We start from the raw sequence: 22,841 nt of genomic DNA, 5'->3' as shown, positions 1-22,841 counted from the left end.
CGGTTAGCTATGAAATCAAGGTGCTAGGGTTGCTTCGTTGCCAAAGCGACTTTCTCCGCTTTTACTTCACTCCCACCATTAACCTTCAACGCCCTCTTCCTCAGCCACTCTCGCACCGGCTCATCGTAAAACTTCAAGCACCCAACCGCCAGCGCCACCGCCGCCAGATAGACCAGCGCCGCCACGGGCAAGCCCTCGCGCAAGGACACTTTATGGGTAGCGACCCAGGCCGTGTAGGTGTAGATGAGCGGGTAGTGCGTGATGTAAATCGGATACGAAATATCGCCCAGGAAGCGGCACAGCCGCTGGGCCGCGCCCGAGCGCACCGCCCCGCTGGCCCCGAAGAAGATGATAGCGGGGAAGACGAAAATGATGCAGAGCGCATCGTAGAGCCCATTTTGCCACAGCTGCGTGGGGCTGCCGATGCGGGGCATGGCCAGCACCACTACCACCGCCAGGCTGCACCACCAAAAGGCCTGCGGCACCGGCCGCAGCCGCGCCAGCCGAAATAGCAGCAGCCCCGCAAAAAACGGGTACGCCATGCGGGCGAAGCCGATGTGCAGCTGCACGGGCTCCAGCGACCAGCCCCCAATGACATCGCCCTGCGGACTGGTGAGGCCCAGGTGCAGCAGCGCCCCCGCCGCCAGCACCACCAAGATGCCCAGCGCCACGTTGGAGAAGCGGCGCACCACCGTCGCGTACAGCACGTTGGCCACGTACTCGAAAAACAGCGACCAACCCGGCCCGTTGAGCGGAAAGGTTTCGTGCCAGCCCCGCAGGTCGAGCGACACCGGCACCGGCACCATAAAGCAGCCGATGAGCATCACGAGCAGCATCTTCCACACCGGCGTCTGGCCGATGATGGGGAACAGCGCCGACGCCTGGAAGTAATACATCGCCGCCCCTATCACCATGCCCAGCACCACCATGGGTTGCAGCCGCACCAGCCGCCGCTTGAAGAAACCGCCCACCGTGAGGCGGCCCCACCGGTCGTCGTAGGCGTAGCCAATCACGAACCCCGACAGCAGAAAGAAGAAATCCACCGCCAGGTAGCCGTGGTTAATCACCTGGTCGAGGTGGCTAGTGGCGTGGGCCTCGCACAGGTGAAAGGCCACCACCATCAGCGCCGCCACGCCCCGCAGGCCGTCTAGGATGGGGTAATGGGGCTTGGTGGGTAGTGGGGTGGGCTGCATACGGGTGGGAGAGGTTGGGCTACTTCAAGATTTCGCTTTTAAGCAGCGTAAACTTAGCCCTACCCAGTGAATCGCGCTGGTATTTCAGCGTGTGCCTTTCATGCGAGAATTCTTCTAAGGTAAAAGAACCGTCGCTTTCGATGACTGCCTCTTTTACGCCGTCGTTATCGGTGTCCTCAAAGGACAAAGCCCCATAGTCGGCCCCAATTGTTGGCCCTACTGCTGTCTTACTATCGGCTTTCAGAACAGGGGTAAATGTTCGGTATCTATCACCAGCACCGGGCCAGTATTCTACCCATTCTACTTCGGCGTAAGGATTGCGAGAATTCGACGTGAAATAAAGAGCTAGCAAGACCAGAGGAATTACTATCAATAGCGCCTTTGGCAAAGTCCTCTTCATGGAAAACATTTATTTCCCTATAACTCGTCTGATTTTCTTTTGGCTTTTAATCGCTCAATGTCAACAATATCCTTCGGCCTGCCATTTACTACTTTGTCCGCCAGCAAATCATCAAAGCTGATAAAGGGGATACTGACTCCGCCCAAAGCAGCAGCCTCTCGACTTGCGAAAGACACTCCGAATCTTAGCGGCGCTTTCAGCTCCGGCAGCAGGTCAAGCGTAAAGTCTTCGAAACTATACTTGAAAAAAGACTTTTTAGGATTCGGGGTCTGCTCTTGTTCGTATTTCGCGACATCCTGGCCAAGCTCTTCCAATGCCTTCAGTACCTTGAAGTAATTGCCGTAAGTCGGATTATACCAGATATCTAAATCGACCTTATCCGCAACTACGCCATTTGAAGCAATTGAACGCCGGAAATAGCCATGTAGCGCAACCGCAATTCCGCCAACGACGAGGTAATCAACGCCGTGCTTATTGAGGACACTACAAACCGTCAGCAGGGCGCTGATTAGCTTATTGTCCATCAGAACGCTTCGCTTTCTTCTTGGCAGCTAAATCCTGCTGTAAAAGCTTGATAAATTCTTCGAGTTCTGTATACACTCTATCCCGCTCTGCTTCGGTGCGTGTATTGGGCTGAATATCCGATTTCAGCGCCTCGAAGCTTGTGTATCGTGTCAGCTTTGCCATGACTGTGCTGTTAACGCTGCTGAGCTAGCAGACCTGGATAAAGATAATAGCGGGCAGCATACCACCTGGTTTGCTGCCCGCTACTTGTACGCTGGCACTTACGAAGCGGGTTCCCTCCTACCGTTTCCCGACGGCTTTGGCGGCGGGCTTGGCGGTGAAATCGAAGTAGAGGGTGATTTCCTTGGCGTAGGACGGGTCTTTGCTGTAGTCGTAGTACATGTTGCTTTTGCCCATGGGGCCCATGTTTTCGGCTTTTTGCGACTTGGTCCCTATGGGCGTGATGCCGTGCATGAACGAGAGGTTGCCGCTGGGGAAGGCCGGGGCCGTGTTGTAGGGCTTGGGCGCGAAGCGGGGCGTGAAGAGGCGCAGGTACACGTCTTCCTGGTCGCAGATGATGGTGAGGGGCTGACCGGTGGTTTGGAGCGTGAGCCAGTAGAAGTTGGAATAGTAGCCCTTGAACTCGGGGTAGAGCGGGCTCTGGGTGCCGTCGGGCTCGCCGGTGCTGGTGTTGTTGTAGGCCTTGGTCCACACGCCTAGGTTGGTGCCTTTCATTCGGTCTTTCCAGACGCGGTAGGGGCCGTCGCCGCGCCACTGGATGCCGCGCACCTCCTTTTCGGGGTAGTTGAAGCTGAGGCCGGCCAGGGCGTAATCGTAGTCTTTGGGGAAGTACTTGGCGGTCATGCGTACCCAGCCCGAGGGGTACACCGTCCATTGCAGCGACTGGTAGCGGCTGGCCTTGCCGAAGGTGGCGTCGATGACCACGTTGGCACCATCTTGGTGCTGCTTGAGGCCTTCGAAGGCAGTTTCGCCCTCGGCCAGCACGGGGCCGTTGGTGAGCGGGATGAGGCCCTTGGCGTTGCGCACCTGGCGCAGCAGGCCGGTTTTGCGGCTGAAGGTGAGCGTGACGCCGTGGGCGTTGGCGGTGTAGAGCGAATCGGTTTCGGTGATGGTGGCCGAGCCGGAGCCGGTGGTGAGCACCAGCCGCTGGGCCACCTGCGCGGGGCGGGCAATGGGCCAGCTCCAGGTATAGATTTCGCGGCCGCTAGGGTCGGTGGCAGTCACGTAGAGCACGTCGGCCTGCTGCCAGTCGGCGGGCAGCGCCAGCTTGAGCGGGCCGTACTCTGTGGGCGCGATGCTGGGCGCGGCAATGGCGCCAGTGCGCGGGGCAGGCGCGGCGCTGCTGCCGGGCGTGGGCAGCAGCGCCAGCTTCCAGGTGAATTTGCAGGCGCTTAAGTTGGTGTAGATGAAGCGGTTTTGAATGCGGAAAGTGCCGTCGAAGGCGGGCGTGATTTCGCGGCGCTCGAAAAACACGGGGCTCCACACTTCTTTGATGGTGAAGTAGCTCCCCTCCTTCTCGCGGTAGGGGCCGAGGATGCCGTCGGGGCCGTGGTCGCCATCGGTGTCGAGGATGCCGCCTTTGTCGGTGCGGACCACGGCGGCGTCGGAGAAGTCCCAGAGGAAGCCGCCGGCCGAGAGGGGCTCGCGCCACATTTGCTCCCAGTAATCTTCGAGGCCCGCGCCGTGGCCGCCGTCGTAGAGGCCGTGCAGGAATTCGGTGGGAAACACGATGTTGTGGCCGTGCAGGTGGGTGCCGTTGCCGTAGTCGTAGTTGATGTAGTGCTGGGTATCGGTGCCGCGGAATACCTGCCAGGCGTGCACCACGGGGCGCTTTTGCAGGTCCATGCGGTCGAGCACGGGGTCGAGGTCGAAGTTGTGGCCGCCCTCGTTGCCGTTTATCCAGCCGATGATGCTGGGGTGGGTTTCGTCTTTCACCACCATTTCCTCGGTGAGCTTGGTGCCGGTGGGCGTGTTGTAGGCGGCGTGCCAGCCGGCTACTTCATCGAACACAAACAGACCTAGGGAGTCACAGGCGGCCAGGAAATGGTCGTCGGGCGGGTAGTGCGACATGCGCACGGCGTTCATGTTCATGTCCTTCATCAGGTTCACGTCCATGATGCTAAGCGCCTTACTGGTAGCACGCCCCGAGCTGGGCCAAAACGAGTGCCGGTTCACGCCCTTAAACTTGACTTTCACGCCATTCACATAGTAACCTTCGCGCTCGCGCAGCTCCACGGTGCGGAAACCGAAGCGCTGGTTGAGCGTATGCACAGTCTGGCCGCTCTTGCGCAACGTGAGGGCCAAGCGGTAGCGGTTGGGCGTTTCGGGCGTCCAAAGCTGCGGGTTGGAAACGGTAGTTTGCAAGTGCGTGACTGTGCCGCCAGCCGCTACCGCAGCTTTAAACTCCCCTCCTACTTTCTGCCCGTCCATTGTGTAAAGCTGGCCCACGACTTCATCGGCCTCGCCGCCCGTGTACACATCAGCTTTGAAGCTGCCATCAGCCCGCGCGTCCAGGGCCACGCGGCTGATGTGGCTCACCGGCAGCGCCTCCAGAAACACCGGCCGGAAGATGCCGCCGAAAATCCAGAAGTCGCCGCGCCGCTCGGCATCGTTCACCGATTCGTTGGCTGAGTGCTTGGCCACGGTGGCTTCGAGCAGGTTGGTTTTGCCGTATTTCAGCAGCTTCGAGATGTCGTATTTGAAGCGGTAGTATGAGCCTTGGTGAATGGCCCCGGCCGATTGGCCGTTGATTTTCACCTCCGTATCGGTCATCGCCCCATCAAACACGATGTTCACGACCTTGCCCTGCCAGTTGGCCGGCACTTTGAACTGGTACTTGTAGAGGCCGCTTTCCTTGCCGCGCGCGGTGTCTTTGTTGTGCCCATAGTTGTATTTGCCGAAACCCTGCAGCTCCCAGTTGGAGGGCACCGGGATGGTGGTCCATTTGCCCGAGTTGCGGCCGGCCGTGCAGTAGAATTGCCACTTCACGGTTTTGTCGTTGCCCGTGCCGGACAGCATCTGGTTTTCAGTGCGTTGCGCGTGGAGCTGACTCAGCGGGAGGAGCAAGAAGGCTAGTAGGTATTTGAGCACAGGGGAAGTTATAGGTAGTCAAAAGTCAAAAAAGAGCGGTCAGGCAGAGCGCAGCGAAGCATCTTGCTCGGCTTCGTTGCAATTAGTATGAGTAGTGCGGCACGCGAGATGCTTCGCTGCGCTCTGCCTGACCGCTCTGGATTGTAGTCGTTTTAGTTTTTGCCTAGGCCTTTCGTAGCCGCGTCAGGCGACGACGTCTTCAGCGACTTCAGGTAAAACACTGCCGGCGGCTCCGACTCGCCGGCTTTCGGTAGGTCATAGGCCTGGTCAGCGGGGGTGTCGGGCGTGGGGAAGTGGCGGGCGGGGCCGGTGCGGAACATCACCCGCTCGAAGGATGCTACCGGGGCGAAGAAGATGAAGGTGCTGGTTTTACCGTTGGTCGTGATGGTGCAGGTGCGGTTGGGGGCGTCCAGGGTCACTTTCATGTCCAGCGGCTGGCCGGCCTGGTACTTGGTCACGCCTTTGAAGCGGGCGCCGGCTTTGTAGCTGAGTGTGCCGGTGGAGTCGAAGCTGAGCTGCACCGCGGGTTGGCCCTTAGCGTCCTGAAACTCAATTTGCAGTAGGCCGTGGTCATTTTGGCCGGGCACCATTGAGAGTTCGGCCACCAGCTGCTTGCTTTCGGGGATGATGCGCTCAGCCTTGGCGTAGTCGAATTTATCGGAGTCTTTGAGCACGAGGCCTTTCGAGCCATCGGGTAGTTTGCCGATTTCTACCGGGGCCTGCACGAGGCTGTAGGTATTCCACTGGTCTAGTTCCTGCCCGGCCGGTAGTTGCGCGAAAACCTCATTGGCGTGGCTGCTGGCGGTGGCGCGCACGGGCACGGGCACCGAGGCCACCCACAGGTCCTCTTTGTTCACGCTGTAGCTCACCCACAGCTTTTTATCGGGCGGCAGGCCATCGCCTTCCTGGATGCCGCGCACGTACTGCGGGCCGTAGCTCTTGTAATTGCCGCCGTAGCGCATGGGTGTGATTTCGCCGTGTACCAGCCAGAGGTCGGTGTAGTCGAGGCCGTTTTCGCTGGTCGAAATGGCCAGCGGCCAGCGGAACTCGGAAGGGTTGTACACCGTGGCGTAGCGGCCATCGGAGGTGCGCTGGCCCCAGATTTTGGCGTTGCTGTTCACGAAGTGCGGCGCCCGGATAACCGGGTTAGGCCAGGTTTTGCCACCGTCGGGGCTAATAGTCGTCAGCGCGTGCTTCCAGAGGCCCACCACGCGGTTGCCATCGGGCAAGTGGTAGTAGCTGAAGGCTTTGTAATCCTTCTTAATGGGAATGAGCGGGTCATCCTTGTCCTGCTCCTCCACCATCTGCTGCATCATCAGCGGGTTGGCCAGGATTTCCTCGCAGGCGGCCACGAAGCCCTTGTCTTTGCTGGTGGTGTAGAAGGGATAAGCGGATTTCGACTTGTCCCACGTCGCGTTATTCCGCAGGAAGTAAATGGGGCCGAACTTGCCGCCCGGCAGCACCTCGCGCACCACCCGGCCGATGCCCTGCCCATCGTTGGGGTCGTCCTTGGCATCAAGGGTCACGCCGTAGTACCCTAGGGTCAGCAGGCGGTTTTTCTTCGAGGTGTAGAAGCCGATGCGCTGGTGCATCACGGCCACCAGGTTCTTGGCCACTTTGCCGGGCTGGTCGGGCTTGGTGAAGCCGTCGGGCACCTTGTAGGGCGGGAAAATGACGGTGGGGTTGGTCCAGGTGTAGCCGTCCTTGCTGGTCAGCAACAGGGTGCGGCCGGGCGGCACGTGCTCGCCCACGGGGTTGCTGAGGTACTGGTAATAAAACTGCCCCTGCCAGTAAGCCAGCATAGGGGCGTGATTATAGGTCCAGCCCTCACCGTTGGCCGCGTCGGGGTGCTCGCGGTTGGCGCGCAGCACCTGCCGGGCGTGGGTACCGATGGCCGGCCGCAGCTGCCCGTGGTGGTAGTCCACGTTGCTGAGCGTGGTGCCGGTGTAACGGATGGTTTCGGCGGGCGTGGTTTGGGCTTGGGCGAGGGCGGGTAGTAGCGCCGCCAGCATTGTAGCGTGGACTCTGCGAGTCCGCGTCCTGTTAAAACGTTCGCCCGGGCGCGGACTCGCAGAGTCCACGCTACATGCTGCCGGCAGTTGGGATTTACTCATTGTTTTCCAGTAGCTGAAGTTGCCCCCGAAGCCCCGGCCGGCGCGGTTTGCAACAGGTTCTTAAGCGTCTTGCGCGGCACCATGAAGATGGAGCCGTGCTTGTGGCCGGTCGGTACGCTGACTTGGGCCGAGACGTCGGTAAAAGTTAGGAAGTCGCTGGTTTTGGCGGCGCCGTACTTCTTCTCACGGTAGGCGTCGTAGTAAATCAGCCACTGATTATGCGGCAGCTTGGCCACGCTGGGGCCTTCGGTAAAGTTGGCTGTGAAGGGCTCAGATACTTTCAGAAAAGGGCCGGTGGCGGTGGGGCCGAAAGCTACTTTGATGTCGCGCTCGGGCCGGGTGTTGTCCTTCACCACCAGCACGTAGTCATCAACGCCGCGCCGCAGCACTTCCGAATCGATAGCGCTGAAACCGGGGTCGAGGTAGAGCTTGGTAGCCGAGAAAGTCTTGAAGTCCTTAGTAGTGGTGTAGTAGAGGCGGTGGTTGTTATCCTCTTCTTCCTGGCCTTTGGGGAAACGTAATGGGATGGTGCTGGCCCACACGATAAGGAACTGCTGCGTGGGCGGGTCGAAGAAAATTTCGGGGGCCCACACGTTCACCGTGCTGGGCTCGTGGCTCATTACGTCGATGAAACGCTGCTCCGACCAATGTACTAAATCCTTAGAACTAGCGTAGCCAAAGCCCTTGTCGCCCTTCCAGCCGCAGGTCCAGACCAGGTGGTAGGTGCCATCCGGCCCCTGCGCGATGCTGGGGTCGCGCATGAGCTTGCTGGGCCCCACTTGCGGCGTGAGGAATGACTTGCCGGCGTCCTGCCACTTGTAGCCGTCGTAGCTATAGAGGAAGTGGAGCCCGTCGGTGGCCGGCTCGCGGAAGGAAGTGAACATATACGCCTCTTTGGCGCAGGAACTCAGCAGCGCGGCGCCGCCGAGGATGAAGAGGGATTTGGTGAAGGTGTTGACCACGGTACGTTAGCTGATGGAATCCAGAATCAGCACCCAGTCGTTGCCATCCTTCTGTTCGCCGGGCGGGTTGAATTCCTGGGTGCCTTTATTTGGAAAGGTACCAATGGCCGTAGTTTTCCCGTCGCGCGGGCTATACCACGACGCTTTCACTTTCGCACCGGCAATTTTGCCCAGGTTCACCTTCATATTTCGCCCGTTGTAGGTGTACACAAAGGCATAATTCTTGCCCCGCGTGGCAAACTGGCGGTTGTACTTCTCCCCCACTTCGCCGGCAATGAGCGACTGGTCGGGCACGCGCTCAAAGTAGGGCCGCGACAGCATCAGCTGCTTCAAATACTGCATTTGGGCCGCGCCCGGTGCGTTGATGGCCGACGACCACAGCTCCTTCGAGCCGTAGGCGCTGCCCTTGTCGAAGCTGCTGTGCATCTGCATCACCGAATTCTGGCCGTAAGTGTAGCCGAACGCGCCCGCAAACACCGACCAGTAGCCGTAGCGGCGCACGTCGGCAGCGGTCCAGCGGGGCTGGGTGATGTCGTGCAAACCCTGCGGGATGCCCTCGTACGACGGCTCGCCGTCCAGCGAAGGCTTGGCGGGTTTCAGGGCGTAGTCGGCTTGCTGGTAGCGCCAGTTGTCTTCGCCGTAGTGGTTCGTTTCGTTCTTGGAGGTGTCCTGCTCGTAGCGCCGGTGGCCCGACTGGTACATGTTGAAATCCAACCACTTTTCCTGATGGAACCAGTCCGAGGACTGCGTGCGGCCCCGCGGGTGGTAGGTTTCCAGGTGGTTGGGGTCCACCGCCTTCAGCGTGGCACCGATGGTTCTCCAGACTTTCAGGGAGTCGGAGCCGGCAATGTCGCCGCCGTTCAGCCAGATGATGTTCGGACGGTTCTTATACCGCTCGGCCAGGAAGGTGGCGTAGGTTTTCGCTTGTTGCTGATTGACTTTGCCATTCTTCACGTTGGTGCCCCACACCGGCACCATGCCCATGTAGAGGCCTTTTTTGGCCGCCAGGTCCACAATGTAGTCAACGTGGTCCCAGAAGTCGTACTGCGCCGCATCGGTGGGCGAGTTGCCGGGCGTGGTGAGGGGCCGGGCCACGTTGGCGTGCGTCAGGGCCGAGTCGCCATACACGTTGGCAATGGGCACCTGGTGCAGCACCATCACCTGAATGACGTTGAATCCTTTTTTGCGGCGGTCTTCGAGGTAGGTTTCGGCTTCTTCGCGCTTGAGCTTGCTGAAAAGCAGCCAGCCGGTATCACCCAGCCAGAAAAAGGGTTTGCCGCTGCCCGTCATCAGGTAGCGGCCGTTGGGCGACACTTTGAGCGGGCCGGTGGGCTCGGTCGCTGGGGCCCAGGCAGCTAGCAGCAACAGGAGCAGCGCAGAGAAGCGTGTTTTTAGGGTCATGCGGGGTAAGTGTAGCGTGGACTCTGCGAGTCCGCGCATGAAAGGGACGTGCATGCGCGGACTCGCAGAGTCCACGCTACAGGCCTACGACTTCGCTTTTCCGGCATTCGGCCGCACGTTTTGCAACGGCACCATGCTGTTCAAATATTCTTCAATATTGGCGTAGCCGTCCTTGTCGCGGTCCTGGGTGGCGTCGGCGGCGCTTTTGGGGTTGAGGCCATGGGCGGTTTCCCACTTGTCGGGCATGCCGTCGTTGTCGGCGTCGGCGTAGGGCGTGCCTTTGTAGTCGGGGTAGCCGCCTACCTGCGCGGGGTCGGTGATGATGCCATTTTTATAGGAATCTTCCGGCAAGCGGCGTTTGATGTAGGGACTTTTAGGCGTGGACTGGGCGTTTTTGGCGTAGCTGATTTTGCCGGTGCGCACGTCTTCCACGATGCGGGCGTCCACGGCGTCGCGCCGGGGCAGGGTGCAGCCCACGTTGGCCAGCACGTACTGGTAGGCCTCCTGGGCCGGCAGCACCGTGTTCATGTTGGGCAGGGTGAAGGGCTTGTTGGTTCGAATCTCAGCCACAATTTTGTCGGCATCAGACGGGACTTCCACCTGCACGCCGCCGGCCCAGTTGTCCTGCGTCACTTTGTCGTTGCCATCCACCACGTTACCGGCCACGTAGGCCTTGCCAAATAGGTTCTTGGCATCCTTATCGCGGCCTGACTCAGGCTTGAGAATGCGGTAAGCAATGGGCTGGCCGGCGGGCGTGATGGGCCCGGGCTTGTAGTAGTTGTTCACGAAGTTGTATTCCGAGTGGTTGTCGCCGCCGTCGGCCGAGCGGTTCCACCAGTTGAACACCACGTTGTTGGCGAAGTTGAAGTCGCCGTACATGCCCACCGAGGGGTTGCGGGCAATGTTGTTGGCCCACAGGTTGCGGGTAAACAGGCTGTTCAGCCCGCCAATGGTGCTGCCGAAAGCGTGGTTGTAGGTGTCTAAGCCCTCCGAAAAGATGGAGTTCTGAATGGTCACGTTCACGGTGGGCAGCTTGTCGGCCTTGCCGGTTTCGGGGTTGTGGTACACGTGGCGGTAGATGGACATGTTTTCATCCAGACCCCACGAAGCCGACACGTGGTCGATGATGATGTTGCCCACCGGGTTCCCGCCCAGCCCATCGTCGCGGCGCGCCACGTCCATGGCGCCGCGGCGGAAGCGCAGGTAGCGCACCACCACGTCGTGCGTGTTAATCCACACCGACTCGCCCGCCACACAGATGCCGTCGCCGGGCGCCGTCTGCCCCGCAATGGTGACGTAGGGCGCCCGGATGATGATGGGGCTTTGCAGCTTGATGATGCCGGCCACATTGAACACGATGATGCGCGCGCCGCCCTGCTCCAACGCCTCGCGCAGAGTGCCGGGGCCGCTGTCAGCTAAGCTTTTCACTACGATGACCTTGCCGCCTTGTCCGCCAAAAACGTAGGCTCCCCCACCTTCCGCGCCTGGGAAGGCCAAGCGTTTCGACTGCGGCAAGTCCGCGGGCTTGGCGGCCCAGAGAATGAAGGGCTTGCCGGCTTTGGCTTCGGCCTGAATGATGGGTTGGGCCTTCTCCCAGGCTTCGTCCGAGCGTTTCTGGGCGTCGGCCAGGGCAGCGTCGGCTTTGGCCTGCACTTCCGGCGGAATGGTGGGGTACTGGGCGCGGGCGGCGGGCGCGGCGCAGGCGGAAGCGAAAAGAACGGCGAGTAAGGCGCGGCGGTGGTTCATCGTGGCGGTGGGATGCGGGAAGTTGCTTTCGTTGGCGGTGCTGAGCGTAGCAAAAAGGGCTCAATCAGTAAAAATCGAGGCGGCGCTTAGCGCGCAGCCGTGGCCCACTCGGCGGGCAATATTTTGGTTTCGGTGGCTTTGGTCACGCCCTGCACGTCGCCGCAGAAGTGCACTTCCACGCCCAGCTCGGCCAGGGCGGCGGCCTTGATGCGGCAGAGTTGGTGGGCTTTGGCCTCGTAGGGCGCGTACACCACCTGGATGTGGTTGGCCTTGTGACGGGCCATCATCTGGTTGCGGCTCACGCCGCGCAGCACCGCGTGCATGATGGGCCACTCCGGCGTGGTGAGCTTCCAGCGGCGCTTGGTTTCGGTGGCGGGCAGGGCCACGGCTTCGCCCACGCCCAGGTCGCAGTGCAGCTTGCCATCCATCACGTACACGCGGCTCCAGACGATGGAGCCGGGGCGGCTCACGCCCTTCACGCTGCCGCCACCGAGGCGGAAATACATGGGCGGCTGCCGCTCGCTGCTGGTGCCCTTGTAGCCGTCCACGAAGTGCGCGGGCGGGGCGGCGCCCGAAATCAGAAACACCCACACGAACTCTTCGCCGTCGCCGGTGTCGAACGCCTGGCCCCAGCGCAGGTCGTGCAGGGTGGTTTCGCCGGGCAGGCCCAGCTCGTTCCACAGGCGGTAGGTGAGCAGGGCGTCGAGGCCGGCGCACTCGTCCACTTCGTTGAAATGCGGCAGGGCCTGGCCGGCGTACAGCTCCTCGCCGGTTTCGGCGGAGAAGACGGGCGGCCGGTCGGCGTTGTTGAGCAGGCCTTCGGCCAGGTCGCTGGCCACGGTCAGGTCCTTGAGGCCTTGCTGGTACTGAATGCCGATGGTGTCGCAGCCAAACTCGGCCGCAATGCGCACGGCGGCGATGTACATCTTGCACTGCTCCAGCGTCTGGGCTTGGGTAAGCTGGGTGGCTTCGTTGCTGCCCCAGTTGAATTTCATGCCACGAGCCAGCAGCCAGTCGAGCACGCCCTGGGCGTCGGCGTCGCTCACGGTGCGCATGGCGGCGTAGAGCGAGGCCTGGCTGAGCCGCTCCTTGAACACGCCGGTGGCGTGCAGCAACTCGTCGGGCACGATGGCGTTGTACATGCCCATGCAGCCCTCGTCGAACACGCCCATAATGGCCTTATTTTGCCGGAACCGCTGGCCAAACGCGCGGCCGGTTTCCTCCTCGGCGGCGGGCACGGTGGCGGCGTCGAAGCTGAGCACGTGGCGTTCGTCCTGCTCGATGCGGCCGTAGGACAGCCAGTTTTTCAGGCTGCTTTCGAAGAATTCATCGGTGAAGTCTTCGCTCCAGAGCGTGCTGTATTTCACGCCGGCTTTCGTGAGGCAGCCGTTCAAATTGAGCATGCCCACCAGGCCGGGCCAGGTGCCGCTCCAGTTGGCCACCGTGAGGATGGGGCCCTGGTGGGTGGTGAGGCAAGCCAGCACGTGGTGCGAGTATTGCCACACGCTTTCGGCCACGATGAGCGGCTGGCGGGGCGGGAGGTTGCGAAACACGTCCATGCCCATGCGCTGCGAGTCGATGAAGCCGTGCTGCTTGTCGGGGTCGTAGGCGTGGGCGCGCTTCACCGCCCAGCCCTGCCGGGCCAGGGCGGCGGTGAGGCGTTTTTCCATGGCCTGCTGGGCGGCCCAGCAGTTTTGGTTGGCGGCGAGGCGCAGGTCGCCACTGGCGAGGAGGAGAACTTCTTTGGTCGGGAAAGAGGCCACGGCGTGCTGGACTTTTTTGCGTGAACCAGCTCCTGGCGGGCCGCCCCGGCGCGGGCCGGTGGGCAGCAGCAGCTAGCCTAAAAACCAGGTGAAATACTGGCTTTACAAATTTGCTAGCCGGGCGCCGCGGTGCCCTACCGCTTCTTGCCTACTTAGTGTAGGATGTTAGCATGGGGCCTTTGCTACCCTGGATTGTAGGTTTTTACCATCTTCTCGTTTCCGCCGCCGGCTCTTTTTACCGGCATTTATGCGCCTGGGTGGCAGGAGCAGGCAAGTACAGGAGAGTTGGCGCTATTGGAACAAAGAAATTAGTGACTACTTACCAACCGCTCCGCTTCCAAAACCCGCGATTTCCTGCAACGCAACCGATAGGATAATATCCTAGAGAAGCCGGCTGACTGGTAGCCGCCGGAAACCTTTTTATTGCCTCATTTCCTTCTCTCCCAAACGGTTTCATCCAAACCAACCCGGAATTTATCCCACTAGCTGCCCTCCGCCCCGCCACAATTCCCACCAAATTTCACTTCCCATGAAAGCCCACTTCCACAAAGTCCCGGTAGCTCCCCAAAGCTCGTTCAGCGTTCGGCACGACCAAAAGCCCAATTTCGGCACGGTGTGGCACTACCACCCGGAGTTGGAGCTGCACTACGTCATCAAAGGCGAAGGCGTGCGCTTGATGGGCGACAACATCAGCAACTTCTCGGCGGGCGAGATTGTGCTGCTGGGCGCCAACCTGCCCCACACCTGGCGCTGCAACGAGGAGTATTTCCAGGGCAACCCGGAAAAGGAGGTAGAGGCCATCGTCATTCAGTTTTTGCCCGAGTGCCTGGGCCGCTACCTCTTCGGCCTGCCCGAGGCCTACCTCATCCCCAAGCTGTTTGAGAAGGCCAAAAGCGGCCTGCTCATCACCGGCAAGGCCAAGGCCAAGCTGGCCCCGCTCATGCGCCAGGCCGTGCACGCTACCGATTTGGACCGCATCATCATCTTCCTGTCTATCCTGAAAATCCTGTCCGAAACCGCGGAAACCAAAACCATCGCCTCGGAGCACCACGCCTTCAAGCAAAGCAACGAGTCCGACGTGCAGCGCATCAACAAAGTGTGCAACTACACGCTGTCGAACTACAAAAAGGAAATCACACTCGACGAAATTGCGTCCATCAGCAACCTGAGTGTCACGTCGTTCTGCCGCTATTTCAAGCTGATTACGAAGAAAACGTACTACGATTTCCTCATTGAAATTCGCATCAGCCAGGCCTGCCGCCAGCTCATCGAAGACAAACTGCCCACCGAGGTTATTTGCTTTGAATGCGGGTTCAACAACGTGTCGAATTTCTACCGTCACTTCAAGAAAATCACGAAGATGACGCCGCTCGAATACAAGAAAAAGTACCTGCACAGCCACCGCGAACTGGCAATGGCCGCGTAACCTAACGCCCACCTCTCGCCCTGATACCTGGACGGTTTTAGGAATAAAAAAGAGCCTTTTGCTGACGCAAAAGGCTCTTTTTTATTCCTGCTTTCTACCGCAATGCTCAGCGGCTACTCCTTGGTGAACTTGGTGGTCAGCATTTCGCGGGCGCTGGCGTAGCGCACCAGGTAGCTGCCCGCCGCCAGGGCCGGAACGGCCAGCTCAGTGGCGGCGCTGCCCGATTTCACGGGCACGGTGGCCACCTGGCGGCCGTCGAAGGTGTAGAGGGTGATGCTGGCGGCGTCCGTACCAACGGGGTGCTTCACCGTGAAGCGGCCCTGCGCGGGGTTGGGGAAGGCCTGGAGCAGGAGCTGCGCGGCGCTGCTCCGGTTGGCCAGCACGGTGGTGGTAGCCAAGCCGTTGAGGTAGTTTTCCAGCATGGTGTAGCCCGTGCTGCTCAGCGTGTTGCGGTCGGCGGCATTGGTGGGGTCGAGGCCGCGGCTGGTTTCCCAGGCGTCGGGCATGCCGTCGTGGTCGGTGTCCGTGGGCGCGGGGCCGGTGGCGTAGACGGGCCAGCCGCCCACGTCGCTCTGCGTATCGATGATGCCCTGGTTGAGGCCGTAGGTGGCCGAGCCGCCGGGGCTGCTGCCGGTGGCGGTGCCGGCGCGGGTTTCGTTCACGATGCGGGTGTCCAGCACATCGCGCACCGGGGCGATGGCGCCGGCGCCGGCCAGCACCGAGAGGTAGGCGTTCTGCGCCGTTTCGGTGGTGACGGGCGCCAGCCCGGCGGTGGGGGACGCCTGCTGAAACAGGGGCATCGAGGCGGCCGGGTAGTTGTGCAGCCGGACGCCGCCGTTCCAGTTGTTGGCCGTCACGGCGGGGTAGCCGGCCACGTAGTTGCCGTCGGCATACACGGTGGCCACGGGCTTGTTCGGCCGGGTGGCGTCGTAGGCTTCGGTGATGTCGAAGATGACGCTGGCGCGGGAGGCGGGCGTGGCGGGGCCGCCCTTGTAATAGTTGTTCACCAGGTTCAGCTGCCCCGAGCCGCCGTTGATTTCAATCTCGTTGCCGTAGGCAGCGTTGGCGTTGCCCCAGTTGTAAATCACGTTGTTGCGGTAGTCCACCACGGCGGTGGTGTCGTGGGCCCGGGCGCCGTTGAAGCGGATGGCACGGCTGTGGTGGTGGGCCACCAGGTTGTGGTGGTAGGAGGCGTACTGGCCGCCCCACACGCCGCCGTAGCCGTGGTCGCCCTTGCCGTTGAAGGACGAGTTGAGGCTCTCGCTGAAGACGGACCACTGCACCGTGGAGTACTTGTTGTCGTAGTAGGTGCCGGTTTCTTCGATGGACCAGCTGAAGGAACAATGGTCGATGATGAAGTTCTTGCAGTTCTCCATGTCCATGCCGTATACGGCCGGCGAGTTGGAGCCCTGCACGTCGCCCGGCCGCGAGCGCATGTAGCGCACGATGATGTTGTTGCCGAACAGCTTGAACGTGCTGCGCTTCAGGCAAATGCCGTCGCCGGGGGCCGTTTGCCCGGCAATGGTCACGTCCGAGCGCGTGGGGCGCAGCGGCGTGGCCAGCTCGATGAGGCCGCCCACCCGAAAGACGATGGTGATGGGCTGCCCGGGAAACTGGTTGAAGGCGTCGCGAAAGCTGCCCGCGCCCGAGTCGTTCAGGTTGGTTACTTCCACCACCTGCCCGCCCCGGCCACCGGTGGCAAACCGGCCGTAGCCCTCCGCCCCCGGAAAAGCCACCAACTGGGCCTGCGCGGAGCCGGCGGCCAGGGCCAGCAGCGCGGCGACGAAACCGCAGTGAACGAAAGCCGTCGGGCGGCGTGAGGGGGTAGAAAATTGCTGCATAACGGGTGAAATTTGAAGGAAAGGTGAGCGGATTTGCTAAGGGCTGTTTTGGAAAGCGTCGGGCCTTTTCTCCTACCCTACGCCACCAGCTCCAAATGGCGGCTCAGGACGCGGTAGTCGCCGTACAGCGCCTCTACGCCGGCCCGGATGGTGCTGGTGAAATTGCCCACCTTGCGGCGGGTGAAGGTGGAAATGTCCACGCCGCGCTGCTTGAGCGAATACTTGGCCACGGTGGGGTACACGTCGTGCATCACGCCCATGTTTTTGATGAAAAACTCCTGCACTTCGTTTACTTCGGCGCGCAGGCTGGCGTTGTCGTAGTTCCGGCACAGCCACACAATCAGCTCCGGGAAGAAATTGCCCTGAATGCAGGAGAGGCCCGCCGCTCCGGCGCGCAGGCTTTCCACGGCGTGGCCCATGTAAGCATCGTAGAGGCCGAATTGGTGGCCCTCGGTGGCGGCGAGTTTGGCCCGAATCTGCTCGATGTCCAGGCAGGTGTCTTTGTGATAGGTGACGCGGCCGGTGCCCACGAACTGGCCCAGCTGCCCGGCCGAGAGCACGCGCTTGTAGGGCTCGGGGCACTCGTAGAAGCCCAGCGGCACGCCTGGCGTCCAGTCCAGCAGGCGGTGAAACCGCTCGTTGAACACGGCCTCGGATTCTTCCGGCCGGGCCAGCAGGCCGGTGATGACGATGACGGCCTCGGTGCCGGCCTCGTAGACTTGCTTCACGAAATCGGCCTGCTCAGTGAGCGGGCCGGCGAAGGTGCCGGTGGCCACCACGGGCACTTCGCCGCCGGCCACGTCCACGATGTGGCGGATGCTTTGCAGGCGCTCCTCGGCGCTCAGCTCAAACATCTCGCTGGAGAGGCAATTGGCGAATAATCCGGCGGCGCCGGCTTTTAAATACATCTCGGTCAGACCGGTAAGGGCCGGATAATCAATTTGCCCATCGTTCTGAAAAGGCATGAGCATGACCGGGATAAATCCCTTCGATGAATGTTGCATAATGATAAAGGCTTGTTTTCGGGGCCGCAGGCGGGCCGTTCGGGGGTAGAAAGTGCGGGGCCGGCTAGTGCACGGACTGGGTTAATTCTTCGGGGGCCAGGGGCACGGCGCGGCCCTGGCGGAGGCGGGTGAGCAGCAGGCCCAGCAGGAAAATGGTGAGCGTGCCCACCACAATCACCATGCTCTGGTGCAAGGGGTTGCGGAAGGCGGCCAGGGCTTCGGGCAGCCGGGGAGAGAGCGTGAGCCAGACGATGACCAGCACGCCGATGATGGTGGCCGTGAGGGCTTCGGCGTTGCGGGTGTGGCGGCTGATGATGCCGAGCAGAAACAAGCCCAGCATGCCCGCCGCGAAAATGCCCGACAGCTGCCACCACACGTCGAGCACGCTTTTCACGCCAATCATGGCGATGCCCACGCCCATGCCCAGCAGGCCCACCGCCACCGTGCCGATGTGCAGCGCGCGCATGGTCTGCTTCACGTTGAGGTTGGACTTGAAATACCGCTCGTAGATGTCGACGGTGAAAACGGTGGCCGAGGCGTTCATGCCCGAGCTGATGGTGCTCATGGCCGCCGAGAGGATGGCCGACACGATGAGGCCGACGAAGCCGGGCGGGATTTTCGTGACCATGAAATGCGGCATCACCTTGTCGCCGTAGTCAGCGGGCTGCAGGGCGGCGGCGGCCTGGCTGAGCTGGGCGGCGGCGGCGGTGAGGGGCAGCTTTTCGGCGGCCACTTTCAGCTTCACGGCCTCAATCAGCTCGGGGTGCACCTGGTAGTAGGCAAACAACGCCGAGCCGATGACGAAGAACAGCAGCGAGGCCGGCACGTAAATCAACACGCAGAGCCAGATGGACTTGGCCGCCTGCCGCGACGAGGTGGCGGTGTGGTAGCGCTGCACGTAGTTCTGGTCGACCCCGAAATTGTTGAGGTTGATGAAGAAGCCGTAGAGCAGCACCACCCAGAAGGTGGACTGCGTGAAATCGGGCGCGAAGCCGCCGAGACTGAACTTGTGCTGCTCCTGCCCGATGGCCACGATGTGCGAAAAGCCGCCCGGCATGTTGGTCACAATCAGGTACAGAATGAGCAGCGCGCCGAAGGTCTTTACCACGCCCTGCACCACTTCGGTCCAGATAACGGCCTCAATACCCCCCAGCACCGTGTAGACGATGATGCAGCTGCCGGTTACCAGCATTATCATTTCCATCGAGAAGCCGGTGAGGGCCTGCAGGGTGAGGGCAATACCAAAGAAGATGGACCCGATGCGGGCCAGCTGCGTGAGCAGGAAGCAGGCCACGGCGTAGGTGCGCGCCCAGCTGCCGAAGCGGTGCTCCAGGTGGGTGTAGGCCGAAATTTCGCCGGTGCCGCGGTAAAATGGTACAAAGTAGCGCGTGGCCACCCAGGCCGCCAGCGGCATGGAGATGCTGAACACAAAGGCGTTCCAGTTGGCGCCAAACGCCTTGCCGGGCACGCCCAAAAAGGTGTTGCTACTGAGAAAAGTGGCATAGATGGACATGCCAATGGCCCAGCCCGGAATCAGGCCAGAAGCGCTGGAATACTGCTCGGCATTCAGGTTTTTGCGGGAGAAATAGGCCCCCACGGCAATCATGGCCACCAGGTACAGGGCGATGATGACCAGGTCAAGAACTCGCAAATTGCTCATGAGGCCATATTACCAAATTGCCGCGACTTAGGGCTAAGAACGGCTTCGCCGAACACTAGCAAATTTACCCCCGCCCGAAACCGGCCGGGTATACCATGTTCCCCTCCTATTGTAGCATCTTGGCTTCGTGGCCCTACTGCACATCCAGCCCCGAAACACTGAGGCCGGCGGCATCCGTAGCGGTGAGTTTCACGCGGTAGCTGCCCGCGTTTATCATGCCGCCGGTGGAGGTGGTGAGGTAGTTCCACTTGCCTGGCTTGGAGGGCAGCAGCTCCACGTTTTCGGTTTTGAGCACGGTGCCATCGGCCAGGGCCATGGTGAGCCGGGCCGTGAGCGGCCGGGCCAGTTGGTTGGCGTAGCGGAAGGTGAGCGAATACGTGTCGGCCACGCCCACCTGGATATTCCATTCCAGGGCGCCGCCGCTGGCTTCCCGGAAGATGATGCTCTCTTTGTTGTTGACGGTTTCCTTCGCCATGCCCGGGCCGCTGAGGCGCGCGGTGGCGGGCTTGTAGCCGGTGATGGCCTTGAGGTCGTAGGCCGGTTCGATGGTACTGGCCCGGTTCACGGCCACGACGTAGGGCAAGGCGTTGGCCGCGTTGGGGCCCAAAGCGACGGCGGCCCCGGCCGGGAAGCGGCGCCGGTACACCCGGAACGGGTGCGGGCCAGCAGCGTCGGCCGTTTCGAGGGAGGCCTTGGTTTCCTCGTAGCCTTGCAGCCAGGCGGGGCGCGCCGCGCGGGCGTCGAGGGCGACGTAAACATCGGCGGCCGTGGAAACGGTGAACCCTGCGGCCGGCCCGCGCAGCCACTCGGCCCCGAACAACTCGGAAGGCAATTTGCTGAAGGTGCCGGGCGCGGTGGCGTAAGCCGGAATGCCGGTATCCAGCCAGGCTTGGGCCGATGCGGCCAGCGAAGCCGTCGGCTGCCCCGGCGCTTTCACCGCCTGAATAACTGCCTGCGGAGCGGGCGCCGCTTTGGCCGCGGCGTCGGCCGTAGCAATGGCAATGGCCGAAATCAGCGCCTGCCCGGAGGCGACGCGGGGAAAGGAAATCACCAGCTGCCCATCCGTCACGCAGGCTTGCACGGTCTTTTTCAGGGCGTGGTCGTGGCCGGCTTCTTTCCAGATATCGAGGTTTTGGAGGACGGTTTTCTGGTTTATGGCCACATCAAACAGGCGCCAGCCGGTGCAGTCCAGCCCGCCGCCGGTGCCCAGCCAGGGCTCCGCAAAATACAGCTCCACCGTGTACTCGCCATTGGGCACCGGGAAGGCGTAGCGCAGCTTTTCGCGCCCGTAGCGAAAGGTCTGGAACAGCGGCCAGTCGCGCGTGCCCGCAATGGGGTCGTGGGTGCGGCGCTGGCTGGCGAAGAAGGGCGAGAGACCCGGAAACTCCTGCGTCCAGGATTCCGAGCCCCAGGTTGTGGGGCCGGTGCGGGGCTGGTCGGCCTGCCAGGTGCTGCCGTGCTGGTCCTGATAGGCGGGGCCGCCGCAGTTCACGCGGTAGAGGTAGTTGAGGCCCGGCTGCGGCTGGGTGAGGGGCTGGGCATCGGCCAGGAATTTATCGAAGCCTGGGGCTTTGGGCAAGTGGTGCAGCACGATATAATCCTTCGCCACGGCCCTGCCACCCACGTAGCCCACGGCGTATAGCACGTTGTATTTCACCTGCACCCCATCCCACTGGAAATGCGTGCCGACGCCACCGGCGCGGCTTTTGCGGCCCAGAGAGGTAGCATTTACGTCATTAAACAGCTCGACTTCGTCGCAGTTGGAGTAGACCGTGATGCTGTCCCGGCGGCCGGGCGTCAGCCAGCGGTCGGGCCAGGTATGCGAGGCGAGGTAAACCATCGGCTCCTTTTCCTTCGGCGCGTAGCTGGCCCGGAACATGTAAAATGCATCCGTGGGCTCTTCCCAGGGCGTGAGCAGACCCTTGTAGTTGACGGGGCCAATGCGGTCGAGCTCGCGCTGGCCTTCGCCGCCCTGCACGCGACCGGGATTGTCGTGCGAAGTCAGGAGCCAGAAAAAGTGGCCGGCCGTCTGGTCTTTGGCCGATTCGGCGAGGCGCACCTTCTGCTCCATGAGCTGGGCAAACCGGTCTTCGCTGAAGGGGCCGGCGTTGAGCACGGGCGGCCCTTGGGTGTGCAGGTCGAGGGTGCGCCAGGCGCCGTACTCGCCGATGAGGACCTGGCGGGCCACGTCGGCGGCGTAGGTGGCGGGGTCGCCGCCGTAGGTGCCGGTCCAGTTCTGGGGCACGTCCCAGTCGGTGCCCTGGCCGCCGTTGCAGGTCGTGATTTTGCGCTCGCGCGAGGCCGTGGGGTCGAGCTGGCGGATGAGGGCACTGCATTCGCGGGCGAAATCTGCCGGCAGCGTGCTCTCATTTTCGAGGCCCCAGAGCACCACCGAGGGGCTGTTGCGGCGCTCCTTCACCCAGTCGGTGAGCAGGTTTTTGAAGTTCTGGCGAAAGGCCGGCGTGTCGTACCACACGTGGGCGGCCAGCTGCGGCCACCACAGCAGCCCCAATGAGTCCCAGTTGGCCTGGTAGCGCAGGTTGTGCGGCTGGTGGGCATCGCGAAAAGCATTGAAACCCGCGGCCTTCACCAGTTGCACGCGGGTCCGAATCTGAGCGTTGCCGAAGGCGTGGCTCTGGCCCAGCAGGTGCTCGTATTCGGCAATGCCGTTGATGAAAACCGGCTGGCCGTTCAGCAGAAACTGCTTCTGCCCGGCCACGGCCGCGCGGCCAATCGGCCAGCTCACCCACCGAATGCCGTAGGTCGTTTCCACCTCATCCAGCAGCTTGCCCTTCGCGCTGATTTTGGTAATGAGGCGGTACAAATACGGGTCCTGCAGCGACCACAGGTGCGGCTGCTTCAGCGCCGGCAGCTGCTGGTGCAGCTGGGTGGTGGCACCGGCCGCCAGCTTTTGCTTCGTGCTGATTTCGGCCACGCTCCTCCCCTGCCGGTCCAGCAGCTGGCTGCTGATGGTCAGGGGTTGCGCCTGGCCGCCGTAGTTGCGCAGCTCCGTGTCCACGAACAAGTTAGCGGCCTGGGCCGACACCGTGGAATCGGCCCAGACGTGCACCCCGAAGGGCTCTACCCGCACCGGGCTGGTGACCACCAGCGCCACCGGCCGGAAAATCCCCATCGGCTGCGAGCCCTCGGAGAAGCCGCGCTCCTCGGAGCAGCCGCCGCACACCCAAGGCAAATCCTGGATGTTGGCCGGGTGGTCGGCGCGCACGGCCAACAGGTTGGGCTGACCGGCGGGGCTGAGGGCGGCCGTGACGTCGAGCGTGAACGTGGTGCGGCCGCCGGCGTGGTAGCCCACTTTCCGGCCGTTCAGCCACACGGTGGCGTAGGAGCCCACGCCCTCGAAAAACAGGAAGTAGCGGGCGTCTTTCGCGGCGGCCGGCGCCGAGAAGGTTTTGCGGTACCAGGCGTAGCCGTGGCGGTTGCCGTGGCGCTGGCGGCGGTAGCCTTCGTAGGCGTCCCAGTTGTGGGGCACGGCCACGGTTTGCCAGGCGTGGTCATTGAAATCGGGGCGTTCGAAATTGGGGTGGGCTTGCTGATTATGGTCGTCGGCGGTGGTGCGCCAGTTGTCTGGCAAGGGGATGGTGGTGCGGGTTTGGGCGTGGGTTTGGGTTGTGAGCAGAAGCACAAGCAGCACGATGCAGGGGCAGGACTTCCCCCCGCCCGTCGTGGCCCAAAATCGTTGCAGCAGCCGCAAAATC

The 22,841-nt window shown here is 62.0% G+C and carries 15 protein-coding genes; 1 reads left to right on the top strand and 14 read right to left on the bottom strand.

Annotated features, from left to right (window positions below; all coding sequences use genetic code 11):
• Positions 1-23: 23 nt before the first annotated feature.
• The 10 genes from I2H31_RS08880 to I2H31_RS08835 all read right to left on the bottom strand — a co-directional run bounded on the left by I2H31_RS08880 (position 24) and on the right by I2H31_RS08835 (position 13,194).
• On the bottom strand, positions 24-1,193 hold the full coding sequence (locus I2H31_RS08880; RefSeq protein WP_196292668.1) for an acyltransferase family protein: 1,170 nt from the start codon (positions 1,191-1,193) through the stop codon (positions 24-26).
• 19 nt (positions 1,194-1,212) lie between these two features.
• Positions 1,213-1,593 (bottom strand): hypothetical protein, encoded by a 381-nt coding sequence (locus I2H31_RS08875; protein ID WP_196292667.1) that lies wholly within the window; start codon positions 1,591-1,593, stop codon positions 1,213-1,215.
• Positions 1,594-1,610: 17 nt separating this feature from the next.
• Entirely contained in the window at positions 1,611-2,117 is a 507-nt protein-coding gene (locus I2H31_RS08870; RefSeq protein ID WP_196292666.1) for a hypothetical protein, read from the bottom strand.
• Positions 2,107-2,280 carry a hypothetical protein gene (locus I2H31_RS08865; protein ID WP_196292665.1) on the bottom strand — a complete coding sequence of 58 codons (174 nt, stop codon included), beginning with the start codon at positions 2,278-2,280 and terminating at the stop codon, positions 2,107-2,109. Before I2H31_RS08865 ends, I2H31_RS08870 begins: the two co-directional genes overlap by 11 nt.
• A gap of 117 nt (positions 2,281-2,397) precedes the next feature.
• Positions 2,398-5,208, bottom strand: coding sequence for a glycoside hydrolase family 2 protein (locus tag I2H31_RS08860; RefSeq protein ID WP_317192203.1), 2,811 nt, complete (start codon positions 5,206-5,208; stop codon positions 2,398-2,400).
• Between the two features lie 152 nt (positions 5,209-5,360).
• Entirely contained in the window at positions 5,361-7,220 is a 1,860-nt protein-coding gene (locus I2H31_RS08855) for a sialidase family protein (protein WP_196292664.1), read from the bottom strand.
• Between the two features lie 98 nt (positions 7,221-7,318).
• Positions 7,319-8,284, bottom strand: a complete 966-nt coding sequence (locus I2H31_RS08850) for a glycoside hydrolase family 43 protein (protein ID WP_317192202.1) — start codon at positions 8,282-8,284, stop codon at positions 7,319-7,321.
• Between the two features lie 6 nt (positions 8,285-8,290).
• Positions 8,291-9,685, bottom strand: coding sequence for a glycoside hydrolase family 140 protein (locus tag I2H31_RS08845; RefSeq protein ID WP_196292663.1), 1,395 nt, complete (start codon positions 9,683-9,685; stop codon positions 8,291-8,293).
• A gap of 84 nt (positions 9,686-9,769) precedes the next feature.
• Positions 9,770-11,431, bottom strand: coding sequence for a pectate lyase family protein (locus tag I2H31_RS08840; RefSeq protein ID WP_196292662.1), 1,662 nt, complete (start codon positions 11,429-11,431; stop codon positions 9,770-9,772).
• 86 nt (positions 11,432-11,517) lie between these two features.
• The gene (locus tag I2H31_RS08835) at positions 11,518-13,194 is read right to left on the bottom strand and encodes a fucose isomerase (RefSeq protein WP_196292661.1); all 1,677 of its coding nucleotides are present in this window, start codon (positions 13,192-13,194) and stop codon (positions 11,518-11,520) included.
• A gap of 529 nt (positions 13,195-13,723) precedes the next feature.
• Here I2H31_RS08835 and I2H31_RS08830 point away from each other — a divergent pair.
• Entirely contained in the window at positions 13,724-14,620 is an 897-nt protein-coding gene (locus I2H31_RS08830; protein WP_196292660.1) for an AraC family transcriptional regulator, read from the top strand.
• Positions 14,621-14,733: 113 nt separating this feature from the next.
• On the opposite strand, the gene I2H31_RS25475 is transcribed toward I2H31_RS08830, so the two are convergent.
• The 4 genes from I2H31_RS25475 to I2H31_RS08810 form a co-directional block, all read right to left on the bottom strand.
• Positions 14,734-16,461: a T9SS type A sorting domain-containing protein gene (locus I2H31_RS25475; protein ID WP_196292659.1), complete on the bottom strand. Its 1,728-nt coding sequence runs from the start codon at positions 16,459-16,461 to the stop codon at positions 14,734-14,736.
• Between the two features lie 77 nt (positions 16,462-16,538).
• Entirely contained in the window at positions 16,539-17,465 is a 927-nt protein-coding gene (locus I2H31_RS08820) for a dihydrodipicolinate synthase family protein (RefSeq protein WP_196292658.1), read from the bottom strand.
• 64 nt (positions 17,466-17,529) lie between these two features.
• On the bottom strand, positions 17,530-19,125 hold the full coding sequence (locus I2H31_RS08815; RefSeq protein WP_196292657.1) for a sodium:solute symporter: 1,596 nt from the start codon (positions 19,123-19,125) through the stop codon (positions 17,530-17,532).
• A 133-nt stretch (positions 19,126-19,258) separates the two neighbouring features.
• On the bottom strand, positions 19,259-22,768 hold the full coding sequence (locus tag I2H31_RS08810) for a malectin domain-containing carbohydrate-binding protein (RefSeq protein WP_317192201.1): 3,510 nt from the start codon (positions 22,766-22,768) through the stop codon (positions 19,259-19,261).
• Positions 22,769-22,841 lie beyond the last annotated feature (73 nt).

Origin of the sequence: Hymenobacter ruricola, from assembly GCF_015694525.1 — a bacterium.
Taxonomy (GTDB): Bacteria; Bacteroidota; Bacteroidia; order Cytophagales; family Hymenobacteraceae; genus Hymenobacter; species Hymenobacter ruricola.
Note: the sequence above shows the minus strand (reverse complement) of the source record. Positions and strands in the feature narration are given on the sequence as shown.

Bases quoted from the DNA above. Each gene is read 5' to 3' on its own strand.
- I2H31_RS08880 (WP_196292668.1), bottom strand. From the start codon at position 1,193: ATGCAGCCCACCCCACTACCCACCAAGCCCCATTACCCCATCCTAGAC.
- I2H31_RS08875 (WP_196292667.1), bottom strand. From the start codon at position 1,593: ATGAAGAGGACTTTGCCAAAGGCGCTATTGATAGTAATTCCTCTGGTC.
- I2H31_RS08870 (WP_196292666.1), bottom strand. From the start codon at position 2,117: ATGGACAATAAGCTAATCAGCGCCCTGCTGACGGTTTGTAGTGTCCTC.
- I2H31_RS08865 (WP_196292665.1), bottom strand. From the start codon at position 2,280: ATGGCAAAGCTGACACGATACACAAGCTTCGAGGCGCTGAAATCGGAT.
- I2H31_RS08855 (WP_196292664.1), bottom strand. From the start codon at position 7,220: ATGCTGGCGGCGCTACTACCCGCCCTCGCCCAAGCCCAAACCACGCCC.
- I2H31_RS08845 (WP_196292663.1), bottom strand. From the start codon at position 9,685: ATGACCCTAAAAACACGCTTCTCTGCGCTGCTCCTGTTGCTGCTAGCT.
- I2H31_RS08840 (WP_196292662.1), bottom strand. From the start codon at position 11,431: ATGAACCACCGCCGCGCCTTACTCGCCGTTCTTTTCGCTTCCGCCTGC.
- I2H31_RS08830 (WP_196292660.1), top strand. From the start codon at position 13,724: ATGAAAGCCCACTTCCACAAAGTCCCGGTAGCTCCCCAAAGCTCGTTC.
- I2H31_RS25475 (WP_196292659.1), bottom strand. From the start codon at position 16,461: ATGCAGCAATTTTCTACCCCCTCACGCCGCCCGACGGCTTTCGTTCAC.
- I2H31_RS08820 (WP_196292658.1), bottom strand. From the start codon at position 17,465: ATGCAACATTCATCGAAGGGATTTATCCCGGTCATGCTCATGCCTTTT.
- I2H31_RS08815 (WP_196292657.1), bottom strand. From the start codon at position 19,125: ATGAGCAATTTGCGAGTTCTTGACCTGGTCATCATCGCCCTGTACCTG.